10 protein-coding genes and 2 pseudogenes are annotated in these 18,971 nt (G+C 39.7%); 4 read left to right on the plus strand and 8 right to left on the minus strand.

What is annotated here, in order from left to right; all coding sequences use genetic code 11:
• Positions 1-766: 766 nt before the first annotated feature.
• Together shc and RS893_RS00630 are read left to right on the plus strand one after the other, a co-directional pair.
• Positions 767-2,677 carry a squalene--hopene cyclase gene (shc, locus tag RS893_RS00625; protein ID WP_315789330.1) on the plus strand — a complete coding sequence of 637 codons (1,911 nt, stop codon included), beginning with the start codon at positions 767-769 and terminating at the stop codon, positions 2,675-2,677.
• A 284-nt stretch (positions 2,678-2,961) separates the two neighbouring features.
• On the plus strand, positions 2,962-3,777 hold the full coding sequence (locus tag RS893_RS00630; protein ID WP_315792146.1) for a phytoene/squalene synthase family protein: 816 nt from the start codon (positions 2,962-2,964) through the stop codon (positions 3,775-3,777).
• On the opposite strand, the gene RS893_RS00635 is transcribed toward RS893_RS00630, so the two are convergent.
• The 5 genes from RS893_RS00635 to speD all read right to left on the minus strand — a co-directional run bounded on the left by RS893_RS00635 (position 3,772) and on the right by speD (position 10,884).
• Positions 3,772-5,502 (minus strand): bifunctional diguanylate cyclase/phosphodiesterase, encoded by a 1,731-nt coding sequence (locus tag RS893_RS00635; protein ID WP_315792147.1) that lies wholly within the window; start codon positions 5,500-5,502, stop codon positions 3,772-3,774. The genes RS893_RS00630 and RS893_RS00635 overlap by 6 nt on opposite strands.
• A gap of 639 nt (positions 5,503-6,141) precedes the next feature.
• On the minus strand, positions 6,142-6,942 hold the full coding sequence (locus RS893_RS00640) for a hypothetical protein (protein ID WP_315789331.1): 801 nt from the start codon (positions 6,940-6,942) through the stop codon (positions 6,142-6,144).
• Positions 6,943-7,424: 482 nt separating this feature from the next.
• The gene (locus RS893_RS00645) at positions 7,425-8,408 is read right to left on the minus strand and encodes an RNA polymerase sigma factor, RpoD/SigA family (protein WP_315789332.1); all 984 of its coding nucleotides are present in this window, start codon (positions 8,406-8,408) and stop codon (positions 7,425-7,427) included.
• A 1,069-nt stretch (positions 8,409-9,477) separates the two neighbouring features.
• Positions 9,478-10,425: a fused MFS/spermidine synthase gene (locus RS893_RS00650; protein ID WP_315789333.1), complete on the minus strand. Its 948-nt coding sequence runs from the start codon at positions 10,423-10,425 to the stop codon at positions 9,478-9,480.
• An 18-nt stretch (positions 10,426-10,443) separates the two neighbouring features.
• Positions 10,444-10,884: an adenosylmethionine decarboxylase gene (gene speD / locus RS893_RS00655; protein WP_315789334.1), complete on the minus strand. Its 441-nt coding sequence runs from the start codon at positions 10,882-10,884 to the stop codon at positions 10,444-10,446.
• A gap of 369 nt (positions 10,885-11,253) precedes the next feature.
• On the opposite strand from speD, the gene RS893_RS00660 reads away from it, so the two are divergent.
• Positions 11,254-11,892 (plus strand): Uma2 family endonuclease, encoded by a 639-nt coding sequence (locus RS893_RS00660; RefSeq protein WP_315789335.1) that lies wholly within the window; start codon positions 11,254-11,256, stop codon positions 11,890-11,892.
• A gap of 81 nt (positions 11,893-11,973) precedes the next feature.
• Here RS893_RS00660 and RS893_RS00665 read toward each other — a convergent pair.
• Together RS893_RS00665 and RS893_RS00670 are read right to left on the minus strand one after the other, a co-directional pair.
• Positions 11,974-14,109: pseudogene (locus RS893_RS00665) on the minus strand (protein kinase domain-containing protein).
• 75 nt (positions 14,110-14,184) lie between these two features.
• Positions 14,185-15,893, minus strand: a pseudogene (locus RS893_RS00670) (protein kinase domain-containing protein).
• Between the two features lie 146 nt (positions 15,894-16,039).
• Here RS893_RS00670 and RS893_RS00675 point away from each other — a divergent pair.
• Entirely contained in the window at positions 16,040-17,548 is a 1,509-nt protein-coding gene (locus RS893_RS00675) for a phenylacetate--CoA ligase family protein (protein WP_315789336.1), read from the plus strand.
• A 134-nt stretch (positions 17,549-17,682) separates the two neighbouring features.
• Here RS893_RS00675 and RS893_RS00680 read toward each other — a convergent pair whose 3' ends face one another.
• Complete coding sequence (locus RS893_RS00680) at positions 17,683-18,132, minus strand: hypothetical protein (RefSeq protein ID WP_315789337.1); 450 nt, start codon at positions 18,130-18,132, stop codon at positions 17,683-17,685.
• Positions 18,133-18,971: the final 839 nt, after the last annotated feature.

Consider the following 18,971-nt stretch of genomic DNA (forward strand, 5'->3'; position numbering starts at 1 on the left):
ATACATTAAATTTAGTAATAATTAATAGTTTTCAACAGGCGGTCGCATCTGAATAAAATTGCTTACTGTTAAGTTTTTATAGATATCGAATACAGATAAACACCGATGACCTATTTGTGTGCATCGGTATCCATCGCTGGTTGATTATTCCCCAGAGTCTCCTAGATATTTAACGAGGAAAGATACAAAAATAATTTGTGAGCATAAAAAAACTGTCTCCGGATAGATTTTTAAAAATGTGTATCACTAAGTCTCAAAAGTAAGAAGATTCTGTAAGCATTGCTACTTTCATAGAAACTTACTACACGCCTACGTGCGTATATCCAGGCTTAAAAATCTACCACAATTTCATGAGTAAATTCATGATTAGACCTGTCATGCTTCATTTAATCTTGGAATGAGTAGAGAATGATTTACAAATAAGCTATAAAACCGTAATATGTTTATGGAAATTTTTAATTATACATTTTTACTTTTAAATTTAGTATTTGAAAATGACAATTATGCAAAGATAAAATTGGTAATTTATATAACATAAACTTACGGAGTTGAGGATAATTCGACTAGAAAATCTGAGTAAAAATCAAGAATTTGTGGATTTTGGTAGATATTAATTAAAAATCAAACAATTTTCAGTATATATTCAAGCACAGTTAGTACATAGACAAAAATCTTTTACTTAGCAAGAATTATTACTATAAATTCAGTAAAGCTCGAAACATTTTTAGTGTAGTGTGAATCTTTAGTGTAGTGTGAGAAGTGTTTCATGCAAACTCAAGACAGAGTGACCGCATCAAAACTCCCAGATGCGATCGCTGCTAGCCAGAACTACTTGCTTTCAATTCAAAATCCCCAAGGTTATTGGTGGGCTGAGTTAGAATCCAACGTCACTATCACTGCTGAGGTTGTCCTACTGCATAAAATTTGGGGAACGGATAAATCTAGACCCCTACAGAAAGTAGAGGCATATCTGCGTTCTCGACAAAGAGAACATGGAGGTTGGGAGCTTTTTTATGGTGATGGTGGAGAACTTAGTACTTCCGTGGAAGCGTACATGGCGTTGAGGCTTTTGGGTGTACTCCCAACTGACCCCGCCATGCTCAAAGCAAGAAGATTTATTTTAGAGCGAGGCGGTATCAGTCGGACTCGCATTTTTACAAAATTACACCTAGCACTCATCGGTTGCTATAGCTGGCAGGGTATTCCTTCGCTACCACCCTGGGTAATGTTGCTGCCGGAGAACTTTTTCTTTAACATCTACGAAATGTCCAGCTGGGCTAGGTCAAGTACCGTGCCATTGTTGATAGTATGCGATCGCAAACCAGTTTTTGCCATCGATCCAGCCATCAACTTGAACGAACTGTATGCAGAAGGCATAGAACAAGTCAAGTATGAATTACCCCGTAGCGGTAACTGGACAGATATATTTCTTACCCTCGACTCTAGTTTCAAATTGGCTGAAAACCTGAATTTAGTCCCTTTTCGTACAGAAGGTATCAAAGCCGCCGAGAAATGGATATTAGAACGGCAAGAAGCAACAGGAGACTGGGGCGGTATTATTCCTGCTATGCTCAATTCGCTACTGGCTTTACGCTGTTTGGATTACGACGCCGCCGATCCAATTGTCGAACGAGGACTGCAAGCCGTCGATAACTTTGCCATTGAAACAGCAGATACCTACCGAGTTCAACCCTGTGTTTCCCCAGTTTGGGATACAGCTTGGGCAATTAGAGCGCTTATTGATTCTGGTTTAACATCCGACCATCCTGCTGTAGTACAGGCAGCCGAATGGTTGTTAAATAAGCAAATTCTCCATTACGGCGATTGGGCAGTCAAAAATCGGCAAGGTAAACCGGGTGCATGGGCATTTGAATTTGACAATCGTTTTTATCCTGATGTAGATGATACTGCTGTTGTAGTGATGGCACTAGATCAAGTCCAGCTTCCCAATGAAAAGTTGAAACATCAAGCTATGCGCCGTGCTGTTGACTGGATTGCTTCTATGCAGTGTAAAGCAGGTGGTTGGGCTGCTTTTGATTTAGACAATGATCACGATTGGCTGAATCTCATCCCCTATGGTGATCTCAAAGCTATGATTGACCCTAACACAGCTGATGTTACTGCCAGAGTGCTAGAAATGTTAGGTAGTTGCCATCTATCAATTGATAGGTATAACCAACAGCGAGCGATTCAATATCTATTAAATGAGCAAGAACCTGAAGGTTGTTGGTTTGGTCGTTGGGGAGTCAATTACATCTACGGGACAAGTGGTGTATTGGCTGCTTTATCTCTAGTTGCTCCTCAAACTCATCGCTACAACATAGAACAGGGTGCTGCTTGGTTAATGAACTGTCAAAACTCAGATGGCGGTTGGGGTGAGACCTGTCGTAGTTATGATGATCCCAGCCTGAAAGGGAAAGGACGTAGTACTGCGTCTCAGACAGCTTGGGCTTTAATCGGACTAATGGCAGCAGGTAGAGCAAGTGGCAACTTTGCCAAACCAGCAATTGAGCGGGGAATTGATTACTTACTAGTAACTCAACTGCCAAATGGTACTTGGAATGAAGCTGATTTTACAGGTACTGGCTTTCCTAGCCATTTTTATCTGAAGTATCACCTCTATCAACAATACTTTCCTTTAATCGCTCTGAGTCAATATCAAAAATTGTTTGCTTGATTCTGTTAGAGATCAAGAATTTGGGTGACAATTATTCGATTTAATGAAAAAATTGTTTTCCAAATGCTACGCTACGGGAACTCCTGTAGCGTACGTGCCTACTATAAAATCCGAGACACACTTATTTGTGAGCAAATGATGAACAATAAATTACACAAATCTAACCAATTTTTTAAAACAAACAATTGCAAATAAAAATATTAAGTTTTAGTGAAAACCATCAGTCAAATCATCAAAGATTTACAAACTTCGGTATGGTAAAACACGAACATAGGTATGTAGAAATGGATTTAATGACAGATGCTTTAGACATTTTAAAAGAAACTAGTCGGACTTTTTATATTCCAATTAGTCGTTTACCGCGAGGCTTACAAGAAGCGGTAGCATCAGCATATCTATGTATGCGAGCCATCGATGAAATTGAAGATCATCCCACACTGGATAACCAGACCAAAGCCAATATTTTGCGATCAATTAGCTTAACATTACAGGCAGCAGTTGATGGTTTTACTATCGATGCTTTCTCTCGGGAACTTAGTTCTCACGAAAAGTTATTAGCAGAGGTAACTATTAGAATCAGGGAATGGGCGCTACTAGCACCTGAAACTATCGCTCCTCGAATTTGGGATGCAACTGGGGCAATGGCAGACAGGATGGCATACTGGGCAGAAAGAAATTGGACAATTCATACAGAGTCTGATTTAGATCGCTATACTTTTGGGGTTGCGGGTGCGGTTGGTCTGTTACTCTCTGATTTGTGGACTTGGTACGATGGAACGCAGACTAACCGTACTTATGCAGTTGGATTTGGTAGAGGTTTACAGGCAGTTAACATTCTCCGTAATCATAAAGAAGATTTAACCCGTGACGTTAATTTTTTTCCAGATGGTTGGAGTGCAGAAAATATGCAAGTGTATGCTCGTCGTAATCTAGTATTAGCAGAAGCTTATACCAAAGCCCTAAGTGCTGGTCCGACTTTAGATTTTTGTCAAATTCCCCTTAGTTTGGCTTATGGTACTCTCAATGCCCTTGCTGATGGTAGAGAGAAACTTAGTCGTAGTGATGTATTGGCACTGATTGAGCAGGTGACAAAATTATGAATTATGAATTATGAGATTTTCAATATTCATATTCATAGTTTGTGAAGAATTTTTCTTCAGCATTTGGGCGATCGCATCACCAGGAACAGGACGACTGAAGTAGAACCCCTGACCTTCATGACACCCACGCTGTTGTAGGTATTCAAGTTGTTCTTGAGTTTCTACACCTTCAGCTGTGATGTTCAACCGTAGGCTTTTGGCCAGGGCAATAATCGCATCAGTTACGGCTGCACTATCAGGATTTGAGGTCACATCCTGCACAAATGACTGATCAATCTTGAGCATGTTCACAGGAAAACGCTTCAAGTAGTTGAGGGAGGAATAGCCAGTCCCAAAGTCATCCAATGCCAAAGATATGCCCAGTTCTCTTAGCTGCTTGAGCGTATGAACAGAACGTTCGATGTCAGCCATGAGGAAGCTTTCAGTTACTTCTAATTCTAAATAGGTTGCTTCTAGCCCTGTTTGTTTTAAGATTTGGTTAATGACTTCTACCAGATTAGGTAGCTCAAACTGCCGTACTGACAGGTTTACCGACATGCGAACCGGGGGAAGTCCAGCAATTTGCCAGGCTTGGTTTTGAGCGCAGGCAGTTTGTAAAACCCATTCACCAATTGGCACAATCAAACCGTTGGCTTCAGCAAGAGGAATAAATTTGGCAGGAGAAACCGAACCTAAAATTGGGTGATACCAGCGAATTAGTGCTTCTGTGGCCATGATTTGTTGGCTGTGCAAATCAATTATGGGTTGGTAATAAACCTGCATTTCGCCACGCTTGATCGCTCCATACAATTCGTTTTCGATTGTCAGTCGTTCTTGCAACTGAGAATTAATCTCTGATGAATAGAACTTGTATTGGCTCCGTCCCTGCTGCTTTGCTTGATACAAGGCTATATGAGCCTGTTGTAATAGTTGATCTACACCATTGCGATCGCTCAAATCATTAATTGTGATACCGATGCTGGCTGTAATCCGAATTGTGTTACCTCCAATTAGAAAGGGTTTTGCCAAGGTACTTTGTAGTAACTGAGATAGCTTAATTACACTCTCAAAAGAAGGAATTTCAGTTCGAGCGATCGCAAACTCATCTCCATTTAAATGAGCCAGAATATCTGTTTGAGCGACACAATTTGATAAACGCTGGGCAACTGCTCTCAATAGTAAACTTGATTTTTGATGCTCTAAAGCATGACTTGTGGCACTAAAATCATCAAGACTTACTAAGAAAATAGCTACTAGACGCTGACTATTCTGAGAGAAAGCCTGATAGATACGATGGCGAAATAAATCTCGGTTGGGTAATCCAGTTAGGTCGTCGTAGTTGCGAATATAATCAATTAACTCATCTAATTTGTGAAGAGTTTGTGAAGTATCTGCCATCAGTGTTCCTACTTCATCAGCAAATTGTGTTGGTAATTGGGGTAATTTTTTAGTTTTCAGATAGTTTTGTAATGCAGCAGATGTCAAAATTACCGGAGCAAGCAGGTGATGTAATGCATAGAGTGTAGCTGCTGTACCCGCTAAGGTAGCTATCAGAGCAATAACCATAACTCGCACTGTCATCTCCCAAGAATAGGAGTTGGAAGTGATGAAACTGAAGAGTAAGGTCAAAAGTGGTACATGAGTACCTAAAAATGCCACCAACATAATTTTGGTGGTGTAGCTCTTTTTGAGCAATTTGAACTGAGCCAGGAATGAATACAGATACAGCTGGCGATGAATCTGCATAGATTCTGGGCAAGGATTGGTCAATTGGCGAGCAGATATCCTGGTAGTAATGTGTTTTTGATTCACAACTAGTTAAAAATAATTTCAGTGAAAATAAATATTTTTAAGTTATATAGCATACTTATATTTATTTTTTCTTCAGAAAATATATTTAATGTATATTTATTAAAATAGGCTTTATGGGCAATTTAAGCATTAAAATAATATATGTAAAAATACTGGCATAAATGTAATAATTATTAAGTTTTTATATTTTGATGTATCTCAGAAGGAAGCTTGAGATTCCATTACTAGCAACACTAACTTTGATAATGCGATCGCATTTAAACAAAAATCACCCCAAATTCTTAGTTGGGGTGGCGAATAACTCATAAAATTAATTAAATTTTTCTCACTTATAGTGTGAGAAAAAGTATCATTACTCAAATATCCTAATTTTAATGATAAGGATTTTCTGGTTACCGTTAAGAGTTTCCTATCAATAAATGATTAATTCTTCTGGTTAATATCTATAATAAATACACTGATAACAGGGGTATTGCACAATCATCATGGAATAACAGAAATCGCACGTTTCAAAAACAAATTTTAACTTTAAATATTTATCAAACATTTGACAAATATGCAACATCCATAGCTTTATTGATTAGTTTTACACATCTTTAAAATTTGGCGATCGCTACTACTGATAGACTGTAGTTGATAGTAATCTTGTAATTCTACCGAATGACCATAAACATCAGGTTCGTCGTCACTGGTTCTAGGTAAACCATTAATTGTAGCTATTTCTGATGGACTAATTTCACCAGCATAACCCCTAACAGTCATTGCCAATTCCCCTGAGGAATTGAGTGTACCATTGAAACAACTATATTCAGAACTTGGCATATACAAAGCACCAATGATTTGATTTTGGCGCTTCTCAAATATGATATAACCTTGTCCTAACTGTCCTGGTTGAGGTGACTGTCCGTAAAGGTAAATACCATTTTGTTGAGGAAATTTCGATTTTGATGCCACTTCTGTTGTTTTTAAGGATGCTTTAGGTGCGCTTTCCTGTAAGGATGCTGATGGTTCTGAGCTAAGATGATTATTTCCCTGTAACCAAGTATAAGTTTGTGCTTGATTCTGTAGTAATTGTGTAGATGCTGTTTTATCTAAACTAGATTTTTTGGTTGTAGAGCTTGATGTTGTGAGCGCTCTGCGTAGACGTATTTCTTTATTGGCAACAGTTAATTTAGGAGAAGAAGCACCCTGTAACCAAGTATGAGTGGTTATTTGAGTACCAAATTCCTGGCTTGTAGGCGCATGTAGTCTAGCGAGTTGGTTACTTAACACAGGTTTAGCCCTCTCGCCAACAACACCAACAATAAGTAATAATCCAAGTAAAGGAAGTCTATACTGACGGGGCGGAAGGAATTTATTTATGTGGTTAAGCACCTTATTTCTCCTGTAACAAAAAATACTTTTTTTAACTTTTGCCTAATATTTAACTAAACATTAAAGGAGCGAGACTCCATCAAAAGGTCGATTTATATTGTCGGATAAAAAACTCTGGAAACAAAGAAATTTTTTATTTAATTTTGAACGTAATCCTAGAGTACCATTGGTGGAGCTATTACAGTTTCGCCGAATTGAATAATTCAATAGCAAGAATGTCAGGAAAAATTTAAATTATGCAGGAGCTTTGTAACTTCTAAAATAATTGACGCTTTTCTTGGGACAGTACCTCGCTTTTGTACATCTATCTGCAACTACAAAAGATAATCTCTCGATTCCGGACGATGACAGTGAACAGTTATCAGTTACCAGTTGTTAGTTTTAAAATTTCTATGTCTACTGATCACTGATTACTAAATCACTGAAAAAAATCGCCCCCTGAGTTCAGGAGGCGCGTCGCCCTTGATCGCTAAGCTAACCATTTAGCTAGCTATGTACTCTTTCACATTGGCGCGGCGACGACGCAAATGCGCCAGAGCTTGATGCTCCAATTGGCGGACGCGCTCACGGCTAAGATTCAAGCGTTCACCTACTTTAGCCAAGGACATTTCATTACCATCTTCCAAACCAAAGCGTAAAGCTAGTACTTCTCGCTGTTGGGGGGTGAGTTCTGAAAGTAGGTTATTCAAGTCTTGGCGCAAGAATTCTTGAGTCATGTAATACTCTGGTGACTGGCCTTCATCTTCCAGCATTTCTTGCAGTTCTGTATCTTGGTTATCGCCTACTTTCACATCCAAAGAAACTGGTTGGCGTGCCATATTGAGATACTCGCGAATTTGGGCGGGTTCTAATTCCAATTCCTGAGCAATTTCCGTAGGAGATGGCGATCGCCCTAATTTTTGAGCGAGTTCTCGCTGCACTTTTTTGATTTTGTTCAGCTTTTCGGTGATATGGATGGGTAAGCGAATTGTACGACCTTGTTGAGCGATCGCACGGGTGATTGCTTGACGAATCCACCAGTAGGCATAGGTTGAGAACTTATAACCTCGTGTTGGGTCAAATTTCTCTACACCACGTTCTAATCCGAGTGTTCCTTCTTGAATCAAATCCAGAAACTCCATGTTGCGTTTCTGGTACTTTTTGGCAATAGCAACAACCAAGCGTAAGTTCGCTTCTATCATTTTCTGCTTTGCCCGCTTACCTTGCTGCACAGTCTGCTTCACTTCTGACTCAGATTTTTTCACATGAGCAGCCCATTCTTCTAGGCTAGGTTCGCGGCGCAGTTTTTTCACCAAAGCTTCCTTAGCATCCAGCAGTGTCATCATCTGCTGTACCTGTTTCCCATAAACAATTTCTTGCTCACGGGTTAGCAGTGGGACACGACCAATTTCGCGCAAATAGGTTCGCACCATATCAGCCGTGAATTTGGCATTGGTGTTTTCTAGTTCAGTGTTAACGGTGGGCATTGGTGCGTTTTCCTCTACTCCAAACACAAAAGAATACTTAATAGTTATGGCTAATTAGAAAAGATTGTGCATATATCAGCAGACGTTAGCAGGACTTGGGAAACTACTACAAAAGGTTGAGTTTTTTTAGGCTTTTAGAACCTGTCAAGACGGTTAGCCTCTTAAATGAGTTCCCCTACTATCCCTAAATTTTCAGACCCCTACAAACACACTTTCGCTATCTTCAACAATTCTTCTTTTCCTTAAGTCGTTGGCGACGACACTTTCAATACGAAGTCAGTATGAGTTCTATTTATTCAATATTACAATAAATTTACTCGAGAGTAAATAGGTTTAGACAAATCTTTCCATTATAGTCTAATATTGTGTTTTTGCCAAAAAAATAGCTGAAATTCCTTTGCAATAGTTACTACATATATAGTGACGCTAAAAAGCCTTGTTGGTGTTGCCGTTAGTAGCCGGATAACCGAACTAAGTTGGGTGTAATATTGGGGGATGTTACGAAACTTATATTTTTGGCTGTATTCAGACTCTACATCCAAAAATTTTCTCTCTTCTCATAAGCATTTATACTTGCCTGGCTTGAGATTTATCTTCAATATCTTTCTCAGTAGCGCGTTTATCTTTCATTAAGAACTCAACCTAAATTTTTATTCAGGTAGGAATAGCACCATTAGGTTAAAAGCTATTGAAAAGCCTATGATTTTTGAAGCAGTCAGTCTTTTACCCAAATCTTCCCGCTCTCATAACAGAAACCTCTATATCCTATTATGACGAGGAGGCTTCAACACTAATATTATTATTATAAGTCATTATTGAGTTCCAGGAAAAAGTATTTGAAATGTGTTTTTATTTACGCAATTGATTCTAGTTACTGAATTTCATTAATAATTATCTTAATTAGTTTTTGAAAGCCTATGTTTCAGGATTAATTGGCACAACAGCCCCTGTATTAAATAAGAGAATTATTCAGTTTTTAAAATTAATATTTATAGCCTAAGGATGTAAGAGTGTAAAGAAAAAATCTGAAACTACACCCCTACATCCCTAACATCTATATACGCCTATCTCATACTCCCTGTAACTGACCCTGACCAAAAAATTTGGGAGGTTCAGCCAGAGTATAGACTTGAGTTTCTGTGGCGATCGCTTTTCTCAGATGCAGTGGCAAATGCAGCATACCCAAAAGCGCGATCCCATCAAACATTCGGAACCCACCACTAGTTTTTGTCTGCAACAGCAAATCTACCTTTTCTGGGTCAGGTCGGGTGTTGATCTCTAGCTGAGAAGCTAAGATAAAACCCCAGGGTCTACCATAGGTACAAGTATGGCTACTGTAGGACTGCACGTTAGGAAAAACCGCATTCAAGGTTTTTGCCAATCTCGCATGGAGATTTAATTCTCCTGGTGATACCGGGCCTGCTTGGACTACAAAAAACCCGTTTGATGATAATACGCGACTAGCTTTTTCAAAGTATTCTTTCGTGAACAGTTGAAATGATGGTCCTGACTCAATCGGATCACTAAGGTCAGAGATGATTACATCCCATTTCTCATCAGTAGTATCCAAAAAGTCAAGTGCATCCGCAATTATCACATGTAAACGTGGATCATCAAAGGCGTTTTGATGCATTTCGCTTAGGTGTTGCTTGCAAGCTTCCACCACTTCGCCATCAATGTCAATCATCACGACTTTGTCTACAGTTTGCCATCGCAGAACTTCTCTAGCTGTAGCTCCTTCGCCGCCTCCAAGAATTAGTACCTTACGTGGTGCGCCATGAAAAATCATCGCAGGGTGAACCAAGGGCTCATGGTATAAAAACTCATCCCCAGTACAAGATTGCCACTTGCCGTCTAGGACTAGGGCTTTGCCGTAGGTTCCTGTTTCCACAATGTACATCTGTTGATATTCAGTTTTCTGGTAAGCAAGTACCGCAGTCACTCCATGAGCATAGATATCCCAAGGAGTTATGTACTCGTTTACCCAAAAATCTGCACCTACTTCGCTACCTGGCATAAGACTATACTTCCAATATCATGTATTCACTAGTAGGGTCTGTTCCAACTCTTTAATTGTTGGTTGAATAGTCGGTGAAAACCTACCACGAGGAAGTGTCATAAGTACATGCTTAGTGGCTTGAAAAGCCTCTATCAGGTATTCGCAAGCCTTCTCCGGTTTTGTATGTTGACCACAGGTAAACACATCTACTGCTATGTAACCGTTTTCTGGCCAAGTATGAATCGATATGTGAGATTCGGCTAAAAGTGCCAATGCGGTTACTCCGTAGGGTTCAAACTGATATGATATCTCTTTGAGCAGAGTAGACTTTGCTGTCTTAGCAGCTGCTTGCAAAGCCTCTCTAATGAACCCGATGTCATTAAGTAAACTGATTGGACAGCCATAAAGTTCCAGAATACAGTGTCTGCCAACAGGAACCGAAGATAATTCCTCGGGGAGGTAAGATTGCTTTTCCAATTCTTTCCACCTTATACAACAACTAACGAGAAATTAACCTCCAAGATTGGTTTTGCTACTTCTTGGAATTTAAATTTGCTGCAAGACTAGAGATTCTTATGCTTTTATGCACAGACCTACAATTATTACATAAACACAGAAATAAATGCAGAAAATTTTAAGATTGCCACAGGATAAGGGTTTGGGCTGTAAGAAGAGTACGCGGGAGACACTGGGAGACAAGGAAAAGGGGACTAGAGGGAGAATAAATAATGATTATTGACCTTTGACTATTTATCATTGATCAAAAAATCAACAAGTAAAGAGCATAAACTACAATTTAGATATACATGAAATGTAGTAGTAGAGATATATGCTCTCTAAAACTCTATGCTTTTAGAACTACAACAAGTTATTGTCAAACCAGGTCAACAAATGTTGCTCAAAGATATTAGTTGGCAGCAGTTAGAAAATATCTTAGAAGAATTAGGAGAAAAACGTACAGCACGAATTTCTTATAGCAACGGTTGGTTAGAAATTATGGTTCCTTTGCCTGAACATGAGAAAGATAAAGAAATTATAGGAGATTTAGTAAAGATTCTTTTGGAAGAATTAGAAATTAATTTTGAGCCTTTAGGTGCAACGACTCTCAAGAATGAAATCATGAAGCAAGCTGTGGAACCAGATGCTTGTTTTTATATTAAAAATTATGCTGCTGTGATTGGTAAAAAGCGCATAGATTTAAATATAATTCCCCCACCAGATTTGGCAATAGAAATTGATATTACTTCCCGCACTCACTTTGATAACTATGAAATTTTAGGAGTTCCTGAACTTTGGCGATATACACAGAATGGATTACAAATTAATCTACTGCAACAAGGAAAATATATAGAAGTTAATTTCAGTCCTAATTTTCCTAATGTTCCTATTATTGAATTAGTTAATGAGTATGTCCAGCAAACTCTCAATGTTGGTAGAAGTCAAGCAATTAGAGCTTTTAAGAGTTGGATGAAAAATAATTTATAAGTCGAGGAAATAAAAACCTCTTCCTTAATCTCCAATCTTCGTTACCCCTTATCCCCAGAGTATCCCCACCTTCCCCATTTCCTACGGTGTAGGTGTGGCTGTATCGATAGATGTAGGTGTCGGTGTAGGTTCAGATGTGGGAGTATCGGTTGGTGTCGGAGATGGGGTGGGAGTAGGATTTTCTACATTTAAAGTCAGTTGATATGAAAGGGGCTGCGAACTGCGTGACACAACTACAAACTCGTAAAATCCGCTTTCCGGCAGTTCCCCAGACCACGATCGCTTTTGAGAATCTTCCAAAAACAGATACTTCCCGGTAGGCGAATAAATAGACCACAAAACTTGAGGATTTGCAGCTAACTTCACTTCCATTAACTGATTCTGGCGCAAGTCGGCGATGAAAACTTTGCCTGCTGAACTTTTGAGATTACCGCTAACGGTTTTGGTAGTGGTATTAGGAGCAAAATTAATCTTCCCGAAAGCACTTCTAGCAAGAATGGCGTTGAGTTTATCAGCAACAAAAGCGTGCCACACTTGTCCAATGGGCTGATCAATAAAATTTTTGCTTTCCTGTTCTGGAAATTGCTGGAAGAATGCTGCATCTCCTAAATCATATAAAGCACGGCTAGATACATTCAGTTTGTTAACTTCGACTTTCCAACGATCGCGATCGCCTCCTCCGTAAGTACCCAATTTTTGTCTGCTTTGTGAACTCAACAGTGTCAGTTTTTGCAATAATTGTTCAGCAGTTTTGTCCCACTGCGCCCGTAATTGTGTATCCTCTGGTTCATCTGTGAGACTGCGTCGTTGCAAACTAGGATTATTCTCCCAAAATATTTGATTTACCAAATTCAAATAAAAGTTTTCATCAATACCTAAACGCTGACGGCGATCGCGTAATCTTTCCTTGCGCGCCCGTTCTGCTGGTGAATATTTGGCGAGGGGATCAAGGGGTTGCTGGGTGGGGCTAAATGTTGGTGTTGACTGTGATGTAGAACTGTTTGAATCATCATCAAAACGCGATGAAAGCAAAGTGTTTGCTCCCCACACAGCGATAACAGCAGATGTTGTTAGTAACAAAAATACCAAGATGATTTTCTCCGGTGTCCACCAGGTAGGGGAGGAGGTGGAGGAAGTGGGGAAGTGTGAGGAGTGGGGGAGGGGGCGACGGCGAGGGTTGCAATGGTGGGTGAATTGGGGACGGGGGCAGGGAGTTGAGTAGGAGGATAAGTTGCTGGTGACGGATTGAGGGCTTGTAGGACTTGGCGGGCGCTTTGATAGCGTTGTTGTGGAACTGGCGAGAGCATTTTATCTAACACTGTCCCAAAGTGGGACTGAGGCTAATTTCTCGTCGCCATTGCCAAGCCAGGGTGTAGTCATCAATTAGTTCTGACGGTTGCTTGCCTGTTAACAAAACCAATGCTGTTGCTGCTAAAGCATAGAGATCGCTGTGAGGTTCTACCAATCCCGTTTGCATCTGTTCTGGGGGAGCATATCCAAATTTCCCCAGTAAGGTAGCTGGTGGTGTCACAGCACCTGTATCTGGTTGGTAATATTGGGAGACGACAACTGCTGCTACTTGTTTGACACCGCCAAAATCGATCAAGACTGGTAATCCCTCCTCTGTTCGCCCTTGGTAAGGGGAAGTGTGGGGGGTTTTACGAAGCATCAAGTTATCTGGAGAAATATCACGGTGAATGACTCCTAGCGAATGGATATACTCTAATACTGGTAAAATTTGTAGCAATAGCTGAATGACTTCTGATTCTGTAAAGCGTAAACCTTTTTGGAGGCGTTCATCTAGTAGCGAACTATAGGTTTGTCCTTCTACATAGTCCTGCACTAAAAATAAGTACTCTTTGCCGTCAAAATTACTGCGAAACAGTTCGCGGAAACGGGGAATTTGGGGATGTTGCAGCTTATAGAGAACGGTAGCTTCTCTTTGAAACAGTTCTTCTGCTTTTTTTAAAACGTAGGCAGTTTGGACTTGGGGAGAAAATTCTTTTAAAACACAAAGTTCTCGGAAGCGGTTGATATCTTCAGCTAAATAAGTACGTCCAAACCCCCTTGACCAAGTTGACGCACAACTAAATAGCGATCGCCCAAAGTTTGTCCCGGTTGAATACCCTGATTTGCAGCATCCAGCTTTTCGCCGCAATGTAGACAAAAGCGACAACCAGGCGGATTTTCATGTCCTTTGGAGCAATAAACGTTCATAGTCATTTGTTAGTAGTTAGTAGTTCATAGTTAGTAGTTGTTTTTTACCACTAACTACTAACCACTAACCATTACCTAATTAGCAGATTCTAGTTTACTTACTTGATCGGCTGCGATCGCGTACCATATCTGACCAAATGTATTCTCATCCAGTTTCGCATTTCTACGTCGTTGTCCCGGAAATAATCGGTCAAATTTTCGATTTGTTTCTGTCTGGAGTTGTTCGATTGTATAATTACCGAACTCTCCGTCTTGGGCTTGCTGCTGCCAAGTTCGTAAATTTCGTCGGCTATAAGTTCCTAATTGACGACGGGCATCGGTACTAAGTTTAGCTTGTTCTATTTTTTTTAAGAGATTTTCTGCTGTAGAGTACCACTGTTGACGCAAAGCTTCATCTTTAGAGTTAGAGGTGAGGGAACGTCCTACAAGCTCTGGATTATTAGTATAAAAAATTTGATCGACTGTTTGAATAAAAAATCCTTCTGGTATTTGTAGTCGGGTGCGGCGATCTAAAATTTGGCTAATGCGGGTTCCTTCTTTGTTACTAGAGTCCCCACTGGTTTAGTAGGAGAATCGGAACCATCAGGTAATTTGGGGAGAGTGATCGTAGGAATAGTAATTGATGATACGCCTTGAATTACGGCACTGACTAGCGCCCAAGAACCGACAAAAGTCAAAGCAACTACAGTTGTGCCGATCATACTCATAGCGAAAGGACGCAACCAAATGGGCATAGGTAAGGTTTGGGCGATTGCTTGAGTTTTGTTGTGGAATCTCGTAGCTAGCGCTTTGACACCTTTTCGCCCTGGTGCAACCACCATTGTTTTGAGTTTGGTGATGTAAGGATTGACAGATGGGATAGGAACGGGGGATTGTAAATCTTTCAGGGCTTGATTGGCGTTTTGATAGCGATCGCTTGGTTTATAAGCCAGCATTTTTTTTAACACAGCTTCTAGCTTGGGGCTGACTTTGATTTCCTTTCCCCAGTACCAATTACCCTGATAGCTGTCATAAAGTTTTTGTGGTTCTTTTCCCGTCAATAATACCAGTGCCGTCACTGCTAATGAGTACAAATCGCTGCTAGGAAAAGCTTTTCCTTGCCGTAGCTGTTCTTCTGGTGCATATCCTTTTTTACCTAATATTGTGCGGATACCACCCATTTGGGTAAACCAAAAACCTTGAGAAGCTGGTAATTGTTTGACACCACCAAAATCAATTAAAACTGGCAGTTGATCAGAACGTCGGCAAATTAAGTTATCAGGAGAAATATCACGATGAACTACATTTTGAGAGTGAATGTAGGACAGCACAGGTAAAATTTGTTGTAGGAGTGTGATTACTTCCTCTTCGTTAAAACTTTGTCCTTTAGCAAGACGTTCTTCCAGCAAGTCTAAGTAATTTTCACCCTCCACATAGTCTTGCACTAAAAAGAAAAAATCATGATTGCCTATTTTGGCTTGTAATGAAGCGTGAAAACGGGGAATTTGCGAATGCTGGAGTTTTTTTAATACACTAGCTTCGCGCTCGAATAATTCTTTAGCTTTTTTTAAATTTTGCTCTTCTTCTACTTGGGGAGCAAATTCTTTCAGCACACACGTTTTAGCAGATTGTTTTCTATCCTCCGCCAAATAAGTGCGTCCAAAACCCCCTTGTCCAAGTAACTTGATAATTTTATAACGATTAGCAATAATCTCTCCCTGATGAATAGGCAAAGGTTCACCACACTGAGTACAAAAACGGTTACTCCTATTATTGGCGTGTTGTTTACTGCAATAGACTTGCATGGTGCTGAAGAATTGGTAAAGGGTTTTATTATTAGCTACAACAAGGATAGCCGTGATTACGGAGGAGACAAAACAATTAAAAATTAAAAATTAAAAATTGGGAAGAGAGATTAGGAAAGCGAAAAATCAATCATCAACAAAATATTATGAATACTGAATCACAACGGCAACGAGCAGTTAAGGTATATGCAGATTTTTTACATACTCCTTTAGATACACTTATACAACAGCATCTCAACACTGAAGGCGAATCTAGTGTTTTGTCATTATTTCATGATGTAGCTACTAGTGTACCTGCATATAAAAACTTCTTAGCAGAACAAGCAATAAATCCTGATTCCATCCAAAGTTTTACAGATTTCCAAACCCTGCCGTTAATTACTAAAGAAAATTATCTACTGCGTTATCCATTAGCTAACTTATGCCGTTACGGACAGCTTTCTAGCTGTGACATGATTGCAGTTTCTTCTGGTTCAACGGGAAAACCAACTTTTTGGCCCCGTTTTTTCACAGATGAATTGCAAATTGCCATACGCTTTGAACAGATATTTCACGATAGTTTTGCTGCTGACACTAGACGCACCTTAGCTGTGATTTGTTTCACTTTGGGAACTTGGGTAGGTGGAATGTATACTACCAATTGCTGTCGCTATCTTGCTAGCAAAGGTTATCCAATTACGGTAATTACCCCAGGTAATAATAAAGAAGAAATTCTTCGCGTAGTACAGGCACTTGGTAATGCTTTTGATCAGGTTGTGCTATTGGGATACCCACCTTTTCTCAAAGATGTAATTGATACTGGTATTGCTCGTGGGATCGAATGGCAGCAGTATCAAATTAAATTGGTAATGGCAGGAGAAGTATTTAGTGAGGAATGGCGCAGTTTGGTAGGGGAAAGGGTTGGTTGTCAACATCTTTGCTATGACTGTGCATCACTCTACGGCACAGCAGATGCAGGTGTATTAGGCAACGAAACACCCTTAAGTGTCTGTATTCGTCGTTTTTTAGCAGCAAATCCAGAAGCAGCGCGGACTTTATTTGGGGAATCTCGTTTACCCACCCTCGTACAGTATGACCCAATCACCCGCTTTTTTGAAGTCAAAGAAGGAGCATTAGTGTTTTCTGGAGATAACGGTATTCCCTTAGTGCGTTACAACATCTTGGATACTGGTGGCATAATTACTTACGATGCCATGCTCAAGTTTTTGGCACAGTATAATTGTCACCCAGTAACTGAATTGCAAGCTCATGGTAGTAGAGGTGTGCGTCCTTTGCCTTTTGTTTACGTTTTCGGACGCTCTAACTTTACAGTTTCCTATTTTGGTGCAAATATTTACCCAGAAAATGTAACTGTGGGATTAGAACAGGCAGAAATTAAAGATTGGGTAACAGGTAAATTTGTTATGCAGGTAAAAGAGGATACAGACAAGAACCGATATTTGTCTGTGGTGGTAGAATTAGCACCGGGAGAAGAAGCTAGTGTTGCAAGAACGCAAACCGTAGCAGGTTCGATTCTCACCCAACTTTTGCGCCTCAACACTGAATTTGCTAACTACGTTCCCCCAGAGTATCAAACACCACAAATTACACTAATACCAACAGGCGATCCAGAGTATTTCCCAGTAGGAGTGAAGCATCGGTATACACGTAAGTAGTTAGTTGTTGGTTGTTAGTTGTTTGTGGTTAGTGGTTGTTTCACACTTACTCCACCCTTACCTTAAGCCGCGCAGTGCGCGTCTACACATCCCTCACACTCCCCATCACCCCATCACCCCATCTCCCTACTTCACTACTGAGGAGCTTGTAATATTTGTACATGATTTTTATAAACAAACCAGGGACCAGTACTTGCGTTTTCCTGATTTCGGCAACCATTGGGATTCTGTAAAGTTACTTCCCAGTAATCTTGAGGATACTCAATGTTACCGAAATAAATAGAGTTGGTATTACGCTCTCGAATCGGTTGCAGACCTACTGGATTTCGGTATGATGAGATCGTAATTTCATCATTAAGTTCAACTCGACACCTCTGTAGGTTTGATGTAATTTGTGGTGATTGCCTAAACCAGTTAACCCGTCTTTTGAAATAAGTACCTGCGGCTTCTGTCACTCGTATAAAAGTTCTAGAATTAGTTTGGGAATATACGGTGTCAGAGTTTATTACACCCAATATTCCACACCCTATGCCAACATATAAAAGAAATCTTTGGAGATATAACCTAGTACTACGAATATTCATGATTTTACGTGATAGATTTACTGAGGCTAAATAAGTTACTTAGTAGATATTTTATACTGTTAATCTCACTTACCAATAATTTTGAACTACTTAACTGCCTAGCAGCAAAACTCAAGATTCAGGAGTCATAAGCAGCACAGTAGCTCTGAAAAATTTTCCATTGTCATCCTTAATGAAACTAAGTATTGTATTAAAAATTTAGCGATCGCTTCTTTATCGTTCTACTATCTGATGATATAAAGTTTATTTTTTGCCAATGCTTACTTAAGTAGTATGGGAATAACCTCAGAGGCTGCATGAGTATTGGGTTTGCAACCAAGTCACAACACTCCGGACTTGCAGGTTATCTGTCACAAACATTTTCTGAATAGGTATTAAGTGCTAAGTGCATTTCACATGGCATAGGGATAATCGTTACTGCTTTTTATATACTTCATACAAATACCAGTAATTTTACTGTGTTATTTGTATATTTATGCGTATACAAAAGAAGAGAGATATACAGTAAGAGCGTTAGCCTGAAAACTAAGGTGAGTAGATATAACTAAGGTTTTACACTTAGTTTATCTCCTCTCCTTATTTCTATTTTTATGTAAAAAATAATTAGATACAAATGTATTGATTGCTAGATTCCCGACTTTTTTAAAAGTCGGGAATCTGACCCCTCGCCACCCCTCAAAACTTATGTGGTTGACTAGAGGAAAAAGTAAAGTTTAGTTTCATACCTGATTCACCTATCATCAGGAATGATAGATTAATAATTGAAGCTGTAAAGCTTCCCTGGCAGACCACAACAGCCTTGAGTTCAAAAGTTCAACTTAGTTAAGAGGTAAATAACG

The organism is Fischerella sp. JS2, from assembly GCF_032393985.1.
Taxonomy (GTDB): domain Bacteria; phylum Cyanobacteriota; class Cyanobacteriia; order Cyanobacteriales; family Nostocaceae; genus Fischerella.